This window comes from Paenibacillus sp. LS1 (assembly GCF_026013365.1).
Lineage (GTDB): Bacteria > Bacillota > Bacilli > Paenibacillales > Paenibacillaceae > Paenibacillus.
Genome location: NZ_JAPDOE010000001.1, coordinates 582,558 through 598,920, shown reverse-complemented (window position 1 = coordinate 598,920; position 16,363 = coordinate 582,558). Strand labels below are relative to the sequence as shown.

The 16,363-nt window shown below is 42.5% G+C and carries 10 protein-coding genes; 1 reads left to right on the top strand and 9 read right to left on the bottom strand.

All coding sequences use genetic code 11. The features are described from left to right. Window positions 1-267 precede the first annotated feature (267 nt). The 4 genes from OM416_RS02415 to OM416_RS02400 form a co-directional block, all read right to left on the bottom strand. Window positions 268-1,251: a family 43 glycosylhydrolase gene (locus OM416_RS02415; protein ID WP_264926653.1), complete on the bottom strand. Its 984-nt coding sequence runs from the start codon at window positions 1,249-1,251 to the stop codon at window positions 268-270. Between the two features lie 28 nt (window positions 1,252-1,279). Further along, complete coding sequence (locus OM416_RS02410) at window positions 1,280-2,098, bottom strand: carbohydrate ABC transporter permease (protein WP_413775761.1); 819 nt, start codon at window positions 2,096-2,098, stop codon at window positions 1,280-1,282. Window positions 2,099-2,129: 31 nt separating this feature from the next. Continuing rightward, window positions 2,130-3,026 carry a carbohydrate ABC transporter permease gene (locus OM416_RS02405; protein WP_264926651.1) on the bottom strand — a complete coding sequence of 299 codons (897 nt, stop codon included), beginning with the start codon at window positions 3,024-3,026 and terminating at the stop codon, window positions 2,130-2,132. Window positions 3,027-3,110: 84 nt separating this feature from the next. After that, window positions 3,111-4,448 carry an ABC transporter substrate-binding protein gene (locus OM416_RS02400; RefSeq protein ID WP_264928776.1) on the bottom strand — a complete coding sequence of 446 codons (1,338 nt, stop codon included), beginning with the start codon at window positions 4,446-4,448 and terminating at the stop codon, window positions 3,111-3,113. Between the two features lie 262 nt (window positions 4,449-4,710). Here OM416_RS02400 and OM416_RS02395 point away from each other — a divergent pair, with 262 nt between their 5' ends. Continuing rightward, window positions 4,711-5,775 (top strand): GntR family transcriptional regulator, encoded by a 1,065-nt coding sequence (locus OM416_RS02395; RefSeq protein ID WP_264926650.1) that lies wholly within the window; start codon window positions 4,711-4,713, stop codon window positions 5,773-5,775. 969 nt (window positions 5,776-6,744) lie between these two features. On the opposite strand, the gene OM416_RS02390 is transcribed toward OM416_RS02395, so the two are convergent. From OM416_RS02390 to OM416_RS02370, 5 genes are all read right to left on the bottom strand, one after another. Further along, window positions 6,745-7,317 (bottom strand): histidine phosphatase family protein, encoded by a 573-nt coding sequence (locus tag OM416_RS02390; RefSeq protein ID WP_264926649.1) that lies wholly within the window; start codon window positions 7,315-7,317, stop codon window positions 6,745-6,747. A gap of 356 nt (window positions 7,318-7,673) precedes the next feature. Continuing rightward, window positions 7,674-9,770, bottom strand: a complete 2,097-nt coding sequence (locus OM416_RS02385; RefSeq protein ID WP_264926648.1) for a CAP domain-containing protein — start codon at window positions 9,768-9,770, stop codon at window positions 7,674-7,676. Between the two features lie 92 nt (window positions 9,771-9,862). Next, window positions 9,863-10,807 (bottom strand): copper amine oxidase N-terminal domain-containing protein, encoded by a 945-nt coding sequence (locus tag OM416_RS02380; RefSeq protein WP_264926647.1) that lies wholly within the window; start codon window positions 10,805-10,807, stop codon window positions 9,863-9,865. Between the two features lie 592 nt (window positions 10,808-11,399). After that, a complete protein-coding gene (locus OM416_RS02375; RefSeq protein WP_264926646.1) occupies window positions 11,400-12,068 on the bottom strand; it encodes a Type 1 glutamine amidotransferase-like domain-containing protein in 669 nt (222 codons plus the stop codon). A 224-nt stretch (window positions 12,069-12,292) separates the two neighbouring features. Next, window positions 12,293-16,063: an S-layer homology domain-containing protein gene (locus tag OM416_RS02370; RefSeq protein ID WP_264926645.1), complete on the bottom strand. Its 3,771-nt coding sequence runs from the start codon at window positions 16,061-16,063 to the stop codon at window positions 12,293-12,295. Window positions 16,064-16,363: the final 300 nt, after the last annotated feature.

Here is a 16,363-nt window from a genome sequence, read left to right as displayed (position 1 = left end):
AAATTTGAAAACTGTGCAAAATTTAGGCTGCCTGTTAAGATTTAAATTAGCGACTTTCAATAGGAATATGCCAGGAATAATCGTAAGCTGAAGACAACCTACAACTATAGATATTTCATAACGCTCTCGGGTAATTCGGTTCGACGCATTATCTGTTGAGCGAGTTGAAGGCACCCAATAGGGTGCCTTCGATGTTCTAACTGTCTCTCTTTGGCAAGTTGGATAAACGAACTCCAATCCATCAACCAATCTTATTGGGACACTCGTTCACTGTACAGAACGTGCAAGTGCTGCAACAGAGCCGCGGAAATCGGGTTTGCCGTCAGCCGTCCACAAAAGCTCCGTCACAAATGTATGGCGATTCGGATCGTACAGCGGATCTCCTATAATGTTCTTGTACGTTCTTGCGTGGAATACAAATAGCGTCTCTTCGCCGTCCTCTGACACCGTGAAGGAATTATGACCGGGACCATACATTGAGATGCGCTCATCTGTCGAGAAAACTGCTGTTTGCGACTTGTGCCATGAGGTGGCATCGAGCAAATCAGCATCCGCATCGGCTTCAAGCAGGCCCATGCAATAATTGAAATCGGTGGCGCTAGCCGAGTAAGAGAGGAATACCCGATTACCCTTGCGAAGAAATGCCGCACCTTCGTTCACTTTATAACCAATGATTTCCCAGTCATATTCCGGCAGCGAAATCATCGTTTGCGGCCCAGTCAACGTCCACGGATTGCGCATTTTAGATATATACAGATTAGAGTTACCTTCAATATTCGGATCCTTTTGTGCCCATACGTAATAACGGCTTCCATTATGCTCAAAGGTAGTGGCATCGAGGGCGAAGCTTTCCCACTCGGTACGAACCTGCCCTCTTTCCGTCCAAATGCCTTCGAGTGGATTGGCATTTTCATTCTCTAGCACGTACATCCGATGGTCGAACAAGCCTTCATTCGTTTCCGTCGTGTGTGCGGCAGCGAAATACACGTACCATTTGTCATCAATAAAATGCAGTTCGGGCGCCCAAATATTAGCACTAAGGATACCAGTCTCGCGCTTTCTCCAGATCACTACAGGAGTTGAGGTAACAAGCCCCTCAAGGTTCTGGGCTCTACGGATTTCAATCCGATCATACTCCGGAACGGATGCTACGAAGTAATAATAACCGTCCGAATGTCGGTAAATAAAAGGATCAGCTCTTTGCTTAATCAATGGTTGAATGTCGTGTAACGCTCGTTGTTGGATTTCCATCTTATCACCTGTTTCATCATAATTTACACTACCCTTTGACAGCGCCTGCAGTCATACCGTCTATGAAATATTTCTGAAAAGCAATGAACAGTATGAAAATTGGAATGATGGAGAAGAAGGAGCCCACGATTAATAGGTCATAGTTATTGCCATAAGGAGTTAACAACGTTTTCAAACCGATTGGAAGTGTATATTTACTCTGATCTCCGAGCACCATGAATGGCCACAATAGATTATTCCAGCTATTCATACCATTCAGAATGGCCATTGCTGCAAAGGATGGCTTCATAATCGGCATAATTAGTCTAAAATAAATCGCATACTCGTTTGCGCCATCAACCCGCCCAGATTGAATAATCTCTTTGGGTATGCTTCGTAGATATTGCCTGAAGAAAAATATTGTCGCGGCATTGGCTATACCGGGCAGAATGATTGCCGAATAGCTATTCACCATTCCCAAATCATTAATTAGGCTGTACAAGGGAACCAGCAGTATTTCGAAAGGCACCATCATAATGAGCAAAACACATATAAAGAGGAAGTTCTTACCTTTAAAATGATATGCTGCAAAACCATATCCAACAAATGCGCTTACAAAAAGTGTTAAAACCACTTGAACGATTGTTAAAATCATACTGTTCCAAAACCAAACAAAATAATCATGTTGTCCAGTAAACAGATAGATGAAATTATCAAAACTCATGATTTCAAAATCCAAACCTAGGTTAAGACCATATCTAACTAATGATTCACCGGGTTTAAAGGAAGATAGGGCCACTGCGTAGAATGGGATCATAATTATAACGAATAGTATAATGAATAAACAAATAATTACTATTCTAGAGATGAAATCACTCCTCGTCTGACTTCTGCCCACTTTAATCCTCCTCCTTTTTGAACATTCCACTAAATTTCAACTGCGTTAAATTGATAACCATAGCAATGACTAACAGAACGATACCAACTGCAGCTGCGTAACCCAGCTTATTCTGCTCAATCCCTTGTCTATACAGGTATCCAACAATGGTTAAGCCAATATTTTTGGGTGAATTGTTACCGTTAAACATCATCAGGCTCTCGGTAAACATAGCTAAACCTGCATAAACACTAATTGTCGTAACATATACCGTGGTCGGCTTCAATAATGGCATTGTGATCGTTCTAAACTTCTGCCAAGCAGATGCCCCGTCAATTGAAGCAGCCTCATAATACTCATTGTCAATGCTTTTCAAACCGGATAGATAGTAAAGCATATTAACACCTGTCCATCTCCAACATGCGAGGATTAACAGCGCTGCCATACTCCAATTTCCGTCTTTCAAAAATTTAATAGGCTCTATACCAAATAGACCCAGGAAAGTATTCATTAATGAACCTTCCATTTCACCGAATGTAAGGCGGAAAATGGTACCCGCAACTGCGACAGAAGTCAATGCAGGGAGAAAGAACGAAGATTTAAAAAACTCTCTTCCCTTCATTAACTTACTGTTGATCATAACGGCGAATAACATGGGAAAAGGAATTAACAGCACTAAGGTTCCTAACATGTACACAACGCTATTTTTAATAGATGTCAAAAACACTTTATCAGTAAGTAATTTCGAATAATTCGCTTCACCAATCCATTTAGGATCCTGTCCTAACATTCTATCTTGAAAGCTCATTACGAATGAATTTACAAGTGGAAAAAACCAGAATATCAAAAATATAAGTATAAATGGCAATACAAAAACATAAGGCGCAACTTTTTGAGAGTATACAAATTTCTTTATCATATTCTCAATCTCCCCTGACTAAGGTTAAACCTGCCGACCACTATACCTGCCGACAGGTTTAATCAAATCATTTACTTATTATATTTATTTCAATTCTTGTTCAATTGCTGCTTGTGCTTCATCCAAAGCTTCCTTCACGTCTTGGCCATCTTCAAAGATAGCATTCAAAGTTACCGTATTGAAGATATTGCCGATGGTTGGTGAGGCTTTAACGGACTTAATCGCTCTAATTTCGTCCTTGATTTCATTCAAAGTATCAAATGCATTTGTTTTAAAGTATTGGACGTATTCATTATCAGGGTTTTTCGTAACTGCATCATCTTTCCATACTTCCATGTTGATTGGGTCAAATCCAAGTGTATTCCAGATTTCAGTAGTAGCTTCTTTTGAAAGCTTAGCAAAGGCTACAAATTCTTTTGCCAACTGAACGTCTTTACTATTCTTAGTAACAACTGTACCAGTACCGCCTAAGCCAACGGAACGAGGATTACCTTCTTCAAATACAGGCAATGGAGCTATTGCATACTTACCTTTAAGGTCTTTCATTTCGTTTACAAAGCGGGACATATACCACTCAGGCATCAATGCACTTGCGTAGTTGCCTTTGTTGTATTCGCCTTTTGCTTCTTCTGTGTCGGGTTGTCCGCCAGGGATCGTATGAATAACATTGTTCTTCTGCAGATCGACTAACATTTCATACGCTTTAATCATTTCAGGCGAGTTCACTTTTGGATTACCATTTTCATCTGTAAAATCAGCGTTTTGCTGAGCTAGCAGCAGCGATGCTTGCCACGTAGCTGATGTATCAGCAGTACCTAAGTACTTGCCAGTCTTTTCATAAACCTTGATACCTGCTTGTTTGTAATCTTCCCACGTTTTGATTGTCTTGTAGTCAACACCTGCTTGCTCGAGAATTTCAGTATTGTAGAAAGCAAGCGTTGCACCTACGTGATAATCGAATCCATAAACCTGTTCGGCTTTGGAATAAATCTCGACACGTGAGGGAACAACCACGTCTTTGTATGGTGCAAATACATCATTCAAAGATTCCAGTGGAACGTTGTCACCTTCCAAGAATTTAGGGAATTGACCAAGCTCAATATCCGCGATATCAGGAGCACCTTTTCCACTGGTAACTGCCAACAAGAGCTTGTTGTGCATATCATCATAAGGCATAACCGTTACATTTAACTTAATCTGTTTGTCTGGGTTCTGTTGGTTCCATAACCCCAGCATTTTATCCAAATGCTTGCCGTGCAAATCTACGAATGTCCAAAATGATAATTCTGTTGCATTCTCGCCGGCATTAGCGCCTAATTGCTGCGTTTCCGTTTTTGAACCGGAAGGATTACCACATGCAGTAAAAACAAGTGACATAATAAGGAGTGTAACGATGGAGATTAAAGCACTGCGTTTTTTCATTTGTTCGTCATCCTCTCTTTTTTTGTTATGCATTTGAAAAGTCGGCTGACTAGTTAGTTCTGTTAATTTAAGCGGTTTCAATACACCTTGGCACCACCATCCTTAACATAATTCTAACCTTTCAAAGAAAAGACCCCTTCGCAAGAATTTCTCAGATTCCATATTGTAAGCGCTTTACACGCCGTATTATAATATATATGAAATAAGCTTTATATAACCAATTGATTATAAAATCATAAAGTTTATGGGGAGATGCTACTATTTGAAAAAGCTGGCGCTCTACAAACAAATTCGAGAAAATATTATGCAAAAAATTAAATCAGGGCAGCTTCGGCCAACGGATCGCATTCCTTCTGAGCAAGAACTAATGGACGAATTCAGAGTAAGTAAAATTACCGTCAAGAACGCCCTAACCCTACTAGCTGACGAAGGATTAATTATACGCGTACAAGGCAAAGGCTCATTCGTCTCTTCTAGTCTTGTTGTTTCTAGCATCAATTTCTCCCCATCCCCATGTAGCGCGTCCTCGATGCCGCTCATTGGCTTCATCATTCCGACGATGAGAACCCGTGTCATTCAGAAGCTCGTTGACTACACGGAACACTTCTTGCAAGAAGCCGGCCTCAGCATGGTACTAAGCATCACGCGCGAGTCCTCCTCGATCGAATCAAACGTCATTCGTACACTAACGGAGCTCGGTGTGAAGGGGCTGATCGTTTTTCCAACAGAAGATGAGAAGTACAACGAATCATTACTGCGTCTGTCGCTCGATAAATTCCCGTGTGTGTTCATCGACCGCTATCTGCGCAACATTGAGACGTACACCATTACATCCGACAATTACGGCGGTGCGTATAAGGCTGTATCCCATTTGCTATCCAAGAGTCATCAGCAGATTGCGCTCATCTCACCTGAAAATGCCAATACAGCCGTCGAGGACCGCACGCTCGGCTTCGAGCAGGCGTACACAGATCAAGGCATCTCGATTGACAAGAGCTTGTGGTGTCACATTCCTCTCGACATTCTACGTAGCGATCAAGCATTGGACTATGTAAGCAACTTCTTGCAGAACCACAGTGGAATTTCGGCAGCCTTCTCCTTGACTGAAGAAACAGCACGCCTCACATCCGCCGCGATCAGTCTTCTGAACGAACACTCAAATATCGATTTACTATCTTTCGATAATCCACATCTTTCAGGCGTAGCTTATGTGCAGCAGGATGAACAGGAAATGGCACGAACAGCCGTCAAGCTGTTATGTGAACAGATGGAAGATATTTATTCTCCTAAGAACGCCGTCATCCCCGTGCAACTCATCTTCCCTTGACACGACAAAGGTTGCAGCCAGGCGATAGATGAACTGGGCATATTGTTTGGTTTTACCGGCGATGTTGTTCATGATTGTCTGCCTAGAAAAGTTAGTTCATGATACAAAAAAACTTACTCAAGCAAAAAATACTATTTAGATAATTACCTAATCCGAAATGACACAATGTTCTTGTCCTTTTCGGCAAAGGAACCAAGTTCTTGTCCTCAGCTTGGGACAAGAACTTGGTTCCTTAAAACAAAAAAACTGCTATAATAGGACTTTGAATGGAACAATGTTCTTGTCTCGCGACACAGACCCACAAATCGCCATGTTATTATACTGCACTTCTCACGGATCACGGTGTAAAGAAGCCAAACGCATATGGTTCTCGTTAGCTTATTCCCATTCCTTCCAAAAGACCCATCCTCCATTTTTAAGCGAAAAAAGCGATTTACACTGCTTACATCTCAGAATCGAACCAGAAGGATATTTTGGATTATCGATATACAGTTTGGGAACACATTTCTCGTACCCACAATTTGGGCATATCTGTCTCATACTTTTCTTTGTTTTTAATTTCTTACCTCAATTTTTTCTTTTAGCATCGTTCATTGAACTAAACTGCCCGTTAACTTTAAAAATGGATATTACTTTACAATTAGTTTTTTTTTTTGTGATCTGTTCTTAGCTCACACGCCCTCTATTTTAGCGACTTTTTATGGTAATGTGCTCTTTTCAATCGACATAATTCCTATCATGCAACTATTTAGATAACATTCTAATCAGGAATGGTACAATGTTCTTGTCCTGCGACAGTACATTGATTGACACAAAGTTCCCTACCAAAAAATAAAAAAACCTTATTCTATAAGGGATTTCATGGTTGGTAACTTTATGTCATTCTACAATAAAGCAACCAATCACAATGATCGGCTGCTTTTTTTGTTTTATTGAGCTAACGTTTCCCGTTAGCTTAGTCCACAATAGCTAAAGGTGTTTGGTACAGTTATATAATTGGCATGCCCACTTGTTGTTAGTGTGTGTAAGAATGGTTATAGAAGTATTATCTATATACGTTTTTTGGAAATATTGCGGCAAAAGATGTTGTAATGACAGCCCAATCAATGCTGCATGACTTATAACTAATATTCTTTTATCAACATATTCTTTAATCAGTTTTTCGAGAAAAGTTAGACCTCGCTTTGCGACCATTTTGAAATCTTCCATACCAAGATTTTGCTCACGCCAATTTGCTCCCCAACGAGTGATACGCTCTTCCTCGGTGGTGCCCTCAATTAGCCCGCAATTAATCTCTCTAATACGTTCATCAGTGAATAAGGGTACTCCTAAACATTGCTGAATGATTTCGGCAGTTTGCCTAGCTCTCATTAGATTACTGGAGAATATAACATCCCATTCTTCGCTTGAAAGTCTTTTTGCCAGTACAGTTGCTTGCTCTATTCCTTCTTCGTTTAGCGGTATATCAGATATTCCTTGAGCCTTGCTAAGATTATTCCATTTAGTAACCCCATGTCTAATAAGACCTATTGTGGTCGCCATACCTGCCCCCTTAATGACTACAATTTCCCCATCAATGCCCAAACAAATAGTACCACATATTGGAACTCTACTGCCCGTTAGTTTAATGAATTGAAGGGCAAGATGACGATTAGTTATGCGTCTAACCGGAAATAGGAACATGTTCATGTCCCTCGACAGTTGAAGTCGGTTTCAATATATGGATAATTAACCTTACAAGTCCCTTCTCTCCAGGGCAGGAGGGAACTTTATGTCATTCAACAACCGATAAAAACATAAAAAAACTACTACGCGACACGAAGAAGCCTCCCGCCTAGGCGGAGGCTTCTTCGTCTTTTGATGTTGAGTTTGCGAACGCGTTCGTGGGGACTTTATTCTTAGCTTGAATAATCCGATGCGTTCATAGTGCCTCTTTTGACCCCGATAGCATAGGTCGTTCCTTCCGTTCTTAGGTACACATTCAGGATCGCGTCGCTATACGTACCTGTGGACGATACAGAGAATCGCCCCGACGAATCGGTCTGTACTGGAGTTTTCTCTAGCATCTTCCCACTTTGCACTTTATCCTTGTGTTGATCAATCTGAATCTCCAACTGCTTGTTCGCCTGATCCGCGAATTGTCCTTCCACCGACAGCGTGCCGTCCGTGTGGAATTCGACGATCAACGTCTTGCTGCCGAGCGCTGGTTTGATATACACTTCTGGAAACAGACGTTCAGGTAGCTTCTTCTCGGACGTGACCGACTTCGGTGCGCCGATGAATTGCTTCATGCCGGACTGCAATTGCATCAATATCACTGCCGCCTGTGCCCGAGTAACGATATCGTTGGAACCGAACATCCAGCTCTGATTGCCTTCGGTCCCGCGCATGTAATTATGAGCCAGCACGTAGTTCACCGCATTCGAAAAATCGAAATTCACGCCGTCCGCCGACGCGATTAGGCCAGCCGCGCGATAACGGTTAATTGGCTTGTCCCGGAAGTCGCTTTTGCCCGGACTTGCACTGAACAGCAGCAGGTTGCGGGCCGTCGCCACGTTGTAGGCGCCTTCCGCCCAGTGCTTCTTCTTCTTGGAAGCGTACGATTCGTCATCGATTTTGTAGGTGCGCAGCAGCATGATGAGGAACTGCGCTTCGCTCACGGAATCTTCCGGGCGGAATTTGCCGTTTGCGTCCGCTCCTGCGACGCCCGAACGAAGCGCCCACTCGATCGCCGCTTGATCGGCGCGTCCTGCGATATCTTTGACCTTAGTCGGATTAGTTGCTGGATAGCTCTTGCTCTTGAGGCGCTCGAATACCCGCACTGGCACCGTCCCTCTCACCGCTCCGGAGCTGAGCGTCACCTTGTAACTGCCGGGCTTAACCCCTTCGAGCGTGCCGTCCGCCGAGACTTTCAAACCGGCAGGCGAACTGCTGGAGTAGGTGATCGCCGTTTTCGGGGTTCCGAATGTGCCATCATCGTAAGCTGCCGTGATCTGAATAGGCAACTTGCTTCCCGGACTCAGCACCAATTCGTCGTATTGGGCAGATAAGCCCTTTAACGTGCGCCCTTTGCCTGTCGTGAACGACCAGGACTTGCTGCGAAGCTGCGACTCCTTATACAGCGTATAATCGAGCTTCACCGTATAGACGCTGTACCCGTCCAGCACATCCTTCGGATACAAGAATACCGTATCCCCTTTCAGTTCACTGTTGTACGGGACTTCTTGCCCTTGCGAGTCCACGATGCTCGCTTCGAACGAATCGATGGCGAAGCCTGCCGCAGCCGATATAATGCCACCCGAGTGTTCAACACCGAAGCGGACAAGCGGATTTGGAGTCTCGTTTCCGTAGAATCCAACGTCGGCTCCTTTCATGCCGTCATACGGATACACTTTGGCTTCCGGACCATTCTTTTCGAATTTCACATAGGCCGGATTCATGACCGCAGTACCATCTTGCAACCCGATGCCAACCGATATATATTTGTCATCCAATATAATTGCGCGATGATAAGCGGTGCTAAGCCAGGAATCGATTGCTTCGCGTGTTGTTGCATTATTATAAGACATGACTTCAGCTACCGAAGTGTTTGGCCATCCGGCTGCTTTGCCCCGATCTCCCGGCGTCACTCCCGTAAATCCTGACGTACCCGGTTCCTCCCGATGGGCCGTCACTCCTTCGAAGTGGGTGGTATTGTAATAAGCCGCGTGCGCCTGCGACGCCTGCGTTAATCTCGCATCCAGCTCCAACGGGCCTACGCCTACCTTAGCCCGAATCTCGTTTAGATAAGCTAGTCCTTCAAGTTGATCCTGCGTAAACCCTCCTTGCGAGGCCATCGTAGCCGAGGCCGCCGATGCGCGTTCTGCCGAATAAGCCGGTATCACGACCGTAAGGCCCAGAACCGCGGCGAGCAGACAAGCTGCCCACCTGCGCCCCGATCTCCGGCCGATCCCCCGATTCGGCCTGTTGTTCTTGCTGCGTTCGCTTGCTTTCATTGTGTTTCTCCCCCTCATCTTCCCTTTTTACGAATCTTGCAAACCGAGTTGTCAGTATCGAGCTGATTGTCTTTGCATTCAATCTTTGCCCCTTACTTGAACGGATTAACTATAGCGACACCATAATCTTCTAGCTCTGCTGCAGAAAATAAGATATAATCGGCTTGGATAAATTTAAATTTTGTATAATCATATCCATCAATGTACTTGCGGTTCTGAAACTTATCGGTACTGCTGTTCTCTGGATAAAAGTTCAAACCAGTTTGATCACCATTATTAACAAAGGCATTTTCAACATGGCTACGTACCTTTGAAAACTCATTTTTGACCAACAATTGAATCGTTGTTCCTCTCTGAGTACTCCTAATTTTAATGTAGTTTCCCCCAGTGCGTTGGACCATTTCTAAACTATATATCACTTGACCGTTAGCCAACCTCAAAGGAAGATCACTCTCTTTAATGACTTTAATTCCATTATAATTTTCATCTTTGATGTTATTGAAAACGTTATTTGATTTTTCGTATGCCTTGAAGTCACTCAGCTTCGTGACCTTAAACTCTTTATCATCTGTACTACGGAAGTCTTTGTTCCCGATCCAAACCCAACGGCCAATCTTGTCCCACTCTACCTTCTGGCCAAGTCCTTCACTCACTAGACGCAGGGGAACGAAAGTCCGGTTTTGTTTCAGAATGATCTGCGTGCCATAGTCTTTCTTCTGGCCATCGACGAGGGCTGAAGTCTGCCCGATCGTCATGTCCACTTTATGATCTTTGCTGACCATCCCAACTTTGGAAACTTTGCCTTCTTTGGAGTACGTCACCTTTGCACCCAGTGCTTCAGATACAAAACGGATCGGAACCATGACACTACCTTGGCCATCCTGGAATGGCTTCGCATCTGGAAACTTCATTTTAACGGTATTCAGTAAAACCTCTACTTGCTTTGGAGTGCTTGCAACTGCAACTGCTTCGTTTCCCGAATCTATCATGATTACAGTCAATATACTTGCTAATACAGTTGATAAAAGTTTCTTCATGATCTAAATCCCTCTGCTTTCCATATGTACTTTTTCTCACTATCACTTCCCAGTATCTTTTTCTTTGCATAGGTCTAACAAATCCTAAATATCAGACAAACTTGGCAATAGTAAGAATATTTTACCATGTACTATAGATTATAAATAGGTATTTTATCCCATTGTTATGTTGTTATAAAATCTGACTTTCTACATAAATTAATTAGATATATATCTAATTAATTTACAAGGATCATCCATATTCCAAGTAACTCTACGCAACGTAAATGAGCGGTAATTTATTGTCATTGCTAGCTGCCTTTTGGCTAAGACTCCAACATCATTAGCAAAAAGGTGTAAAGTGGTTTTTTCCAATCCACCACCTTTTTGAAGAGACTAATCACTGAGTTCCTACATTTTTTAGAGAATCATGGGAGTTCTTCTAGCTCCAGCCAAAAATCAGCTGGCGGGCTGAACATTTTAGCAAGCTTTTCGGCAATCGGTACAAGTTCTTGTCCGTTGCTTGGGACAAGAACTTGTACCGATAAAATAAAAAAGCCGCTAAAATAGCGACTTCAGTTATCATTTTCCGTTAATTCACCAGCGAGGGATCTTAAAGCGTAAAATGCCTCCACTTCCCTTCGGAGACAACTTCCACTGTTCCATCAATCACCTTAATGGCGGTTTGATCATCAATCGCATATGCCTGGCCTTGAATCTCTGTGGCCCAGCTCTCAGCAGCAGCTATGGTGTTATTTGGCAGCATTTCGTGCTCTAGATGCGGAAAAATTGAAAAATCAACCAGCCCCAGTGTTTCATCACTACCAGTGGGCGCAGTCCAACCAACAAATAATTCCCCGATGTTAGGTGCCATCACCATACTCCCCGCGCTCATTCCCACATAAACCGCCTTCAGTGAAGGTAAAAGGTCGGCCAATCCGGATTGCCGCATCCAATGGTGTAGGAAGAGGGCGTCGCCGCCTGCCACCAGCAAGACGTCTGTTTCCCGAACCAGCGGCACCCAGCGGTCTCTACTGATGCTTGGCAGCGCGGTGAGCTCCAGTACACCAACAGACTTCCAGCCTAGGTCGACCATAGGATTCTCGGATTTCCCGCTGATGAACTGCCACGTTTTGACCCCAGGCCCGACCCAGGGATGTCCGTACATCGCGGTGGGAATGCACAGAGCGTTGGAGTCGGCGATCGGCTTGTCCAACATATCAACTAGCACGTCGTGTATGCTTTTGTTATTCACGCCCGCAGATGTTAGCAATAATTTCATAACCTCACTCCTATTCACTTGGTACTTCGTATTTCATCTTACTACCTATTGTTCGATAAAATTGATTGAATTACCCTGCATGTTAGCTTAATGAATCGATAGTAATTTCTTCAGTTTCAACTCTCATTCAATTTAATTTATCATATTAATTATCTATAACACAATAATACGATAAGCTACAAAAACTGATTAGGTCATATTTATACTGCCATAATTCTATTCCTCTATTCTACGTTTAGCGAATGATCAAGACTGGCATTCAGCATACGTAAGATCATGAGTAACGATTCATATCTCGTAGCATTAGCATTCGGTCTGAATACACCATCCGGTGTACCCTTCACAATTCCCATATCGGATAATGTACCAATCTCTGCCTCGGCCCAGTGGCCTATAACATCTTTGAACTTATTGTTTCTCTCAAAGGAAGTATTCATTACTTCTGAAAGCATAGCTACGATTTCCGCTCTGGTGATCGACTGATCCGGTTTGAACGTTCCGTCTGAGTAACCCTTAGCGATGTCTATTGTTTTTAATGTAGCAATGGCATTGGCCACCCAGTGACCTTGAGTGTCTTTAAATTCGGCGTAACCTTCTGACGTTAATCCAAGTGCTCTTACCAGCATAGATGCAAACTCTGCTCTAGTTATCGTAGCACGAGCACGAAATGAACCATCATCATATCCATTGATAATCCCAAGCTTAGTCGCAAACCCGATTGCTTTAGCATTCGGGGCAATCGCCGGTACATCCTTAAATGATACTACAGGTACAGAATTTGCTTTTGCTACCAGTGCCTTAATTACATCCATATTAACTCCATCAATGTAGAATGGTTTAGGTGTTGGCGTTGAACCAATTTCTTTCTCTGGCTCCGGTGCTGGCTCTGGTGTTGGTGTTGAACTTGGTACTGATGCAGAACCTGAACCTAGTGCTGGTGTCGTTTCACTTACCGTGATTGCAAGCGTTTGTGTTGCTCCTCCGCTGAATGTAAATATCAAATTTGTCGTGCCGACCGGCTGATTCGCCAAGTACGCCTTCAGGATTGTAACTGTGTTGCCCACAACCGTATAATCCGTCCCTAACGTTAGCAAAGTTAAACCGTTAACGACACTTGTTAATGTGTTTCCATTCAGCGTCATCGTTGTCCTTACATCTGCTTGGGCGGATATCTTCTTATCAAAGTTTACGCTCACAGGGCTGATGAACACCGTTGATCTAATCTCTTCATTAGCAAAAACTAATTCCAAATAATTAGGAGTATGTGAAGCTGTTAGTGTTAATGGAATCGCATTCTCTACAACAGCTCCTATTGGCGTAACAGTTGTTAGAGTGCCGTCCACACTTGCATTTCCACTCAGTAGATATCCTGTTGGCGCCGCTACCTCTTTAACATAGTAAGGCAAGTCATATTTAATTCGATTGAATTCCAGTTCTCCATTTACGGTTACTTTTTCTTGAACCTTATTGCCATATTGATCATACAAGGCAAAGGTTGCACCAGATAATTTAACATTGTTATCATCTAAATCTGCCTGTTTAACAATAAATTTACCAAGATTACCGTATCCCATACTTCCAGCTTCCAAGAACGTTACTCGGCGTGAATCGTTAGACTGGTAAGCACTATCGATTGGAACAGCTATATTATTTTTAGAGCCAAATAGATTAATGATGTTGGAAAAGCTAGATCCAGAGGCTACCGTTTCTGTTACATACGTACGGAACGAGAGCTTATATGCCTTGTCAATTGTACCATTCGGCAAATTGAATCTAAATTCTCTGGTTGTAGCATCATAGACAATATGAGAGCCATTAAGTGGTACTGGTATACCTGTGCCTAAACCATCATTTCCGTTTGCCTGAATATTGTTAGGTACATTAATTGCTCCACTGTATGCGATTACTTCTACACTTGTCGTGTCAAGCTCCAGACCCGCTTGCAGCGTATCGATTAACCAGAATCTATCGACATCCAGCAACTGATTAAGGTTAACTGCATTAGAGTTCAAATAGACAACCCAATCAATATACTTGTTTCCATTAGCAGTTGGAATACCCTTCTTACTTACAATATAGTTGCTGACAGTTTGAGTTGCTGAAACAGTAGTGGATCTGGTCGTTTTATCATGGGTTAATGTCGCTTTATTCGTAATGTTAAAATTACCATTATTAAGCGTATTGTTTTGTGAAATAAACTTGGATAGATCCGTGACGGCAGTATCGAAGTAGATTGTGTATTGCTCCGTAATACTGGAATTAAAATCAAAGGTTACGACATCTGTTCCGCTTACCGTTACCAGACCCGTGACAGGATTACTGTTGCGATCCAGTACCCTGAAGCTACCAGGTATAAAGGTAAGTCCGTCAGGAATAGTATCAACAATGCGTACATTTGGAAGTGCAATAGCAGCGTACAAGCTAGGATCAGTTCCTGCTTTCGGTGCACTTGGAGTTGTTGCTCCGTTTTCATTGACAGTCAACTTCCACGTAATTTTACGGTCAGCTACATTTAGATCATAACCTTCCGCATCCTTTTTCAACACATTACTTGTATAGTTCTGCATGCCTGATATACTACGTTCAATTGCACCACTACTAAAGCTTGCTGTGTTTGAAAAGCTACCGCTAGAATTAGCTGTCATGTTCTCTGTAGTAGCTGGCTTTGTATCAAAAGTAATGGTGTATTTGGAATCAATAGCAGAATTAAAATTATAATTAAGTATTAAAGTTCCAGAATTAAATTGAAAACTACCGCCAGAATAAGCATTTCCCTGATGGTCCACAATTCGAGCAGACCCTTGAATATACTGTTGTGCACTTGGAATCATATTCGTAATCGTTGGTGCAGCCCATCCAATATTTTCACTGTTAATATCAATTGACCATGAAATGACACCGTTTGCCCGGTTATAGCCTGAACCTGACTTGTTGATTAAGTTACTTCCAACACCTACTGAAGCATTTTTTACTACTCCAGTTCCAGTAAGACCATCCCAAGTAAGCACTACTTCGTTTGTGAAATTATATGAGCCATTTGTTTGGAAACGAGCAGGCTCAATTTCAGTTTCGTACGTAATTGTAACCTCGTTTCTAATATTACCTAGGTTAAAAGTAAGCATTGAGCCACTTGTTACTGGAGTAACACCAGCCCCATTTACAGTTGCTGTTCCAGCACTATAAGTTAACCCGGCAGGAAGCGTATCCTTGATAATAGCATTGTTTAATGCTAGTTCGTCTTCATTCACGATAACCGTCCAAGTAATATTTTTTGTATTATTCACTGTCGTTGTAGCACCATAGCTTCCCGATGTACTTAAAATATTTAGTGGAATATTTACAGTTTTTGGGCTATCCACATTCGTTGTCTGGTTTTCGTCATGCTCAAGATAAGCGGTATTCCTTACAGGAATGGACGGATCTCCTGCTTCTAGCGCCGCAAGTAATGCTGTTTCCTTTAATGACGTAGTAAAGGTAATGATCTGCTGCGTTGTAATATTGCCCAATGCAATAGATAAGCTGCTTCCGTTATCTATTATAGATCCTGATGGTAACCCTCCATTCACTCGTATCGATAATTCATTCAGAATCTGGCTATCTGGAATCATATCAACGAGCACTGCATTATTAACAGCAACATTCTCCTTGTTTACTGTAATTGTCCACCCAATGTCTGTTCCGTTAACTAATGCTCCATTCTTTTGCACAGTAACTTTATCTGGCTGGAGAGCAAGATCCCCCTGAAAAGCCTGATCTGTATTGAAGGTTAACGGTACCGTATCTTTCTCTAGATCAGGTGTATCAATAACTGTAGCTTCTGGCATTGTTCCTACCTTTGTTCTGATATCTACACTTTGAATAAATTGAGAAGCTACTTGACTCGTCACATCGTTACCAGCAGCTGATACGTATGTAATGAATACGTTTGAAATCGAACTGCTCAGCAGGACAATAACTAGTAAAAACATAAATAAAATCTTTGCATATTTCTGCACTATGTTCTCTCATCCTTCCACAAACTATTTGATAGATTTTCTTCAAGTCTACCAAGACATTTTAAAGCCAACTAAAGGAGATTGTAGTCCTACTAAAGTAGTATGCCGCAACAATTTTTATTCACTTGTGATGCGCTTCAGCGTGAATGAGCTTCAACTAACCTGACCGTTCACATAATGAATTAACGCAAAACAACGATGAGATATACGCCTAATCGGTATTGGTACATGTTCTTGTCCTTGGCCTGAGGCAAAGAACGTGTACCAATAAAATAAAAAAAGCCGCTAAAATAGCGACTT

Bases quoted from the DNA above. Each gene is read 5' to 3' on its own strand.
- OM416_RS02400 (WP_264928776.1), bottom strand. From the start codon at position 4,448: ATGAAAAAACGCAGTGCTTTAATCTCCATCGTTACACTCCTTATTATG.
- OM416_RS02380 (WP_264926647.1), bottom strand. From the start codon at position 10,807: ATGAAGAAACTTTTATCAACTGTATTAGCAAGTATATTGACTGTAATC.
- OM416_RS02375 (WP_264926646.1), bottom strand. From the start codon at position 12,068: ATGAAATTATTGCTAACATCTGCGGGCGTGAATAACAAAAGCATACAC.
- OM416_RS02415 (WP_264926653.1), bottom strand. From the start codon at position 1,251: ATGGAAATCCAACAACGAGCGTTACACGACATTCAACCATTGATTAAG.
- OM416_RS02385 (WP_264926648.1), bottom strand. From the start codon at position 9,770: ATGAAAGCAAGCGAACGCAGCAAGAACAACAGGCCGAATCGGGGGATC.
- OM416_RS02405 (WP_264926651.1), bottom strand. From the start codon at position 3,026: ATGATAAAGAAATTTGTATACTCTCAAAAAGTTGCGCCTTATGTTTTT.
- OM416_RS02390 (WP_264926649.1), bottom strand. From the start codon at position 7,317: ATGGCGACCACAATAGGTCTTATTAGACATGGGGTTACTAAATGGAAT.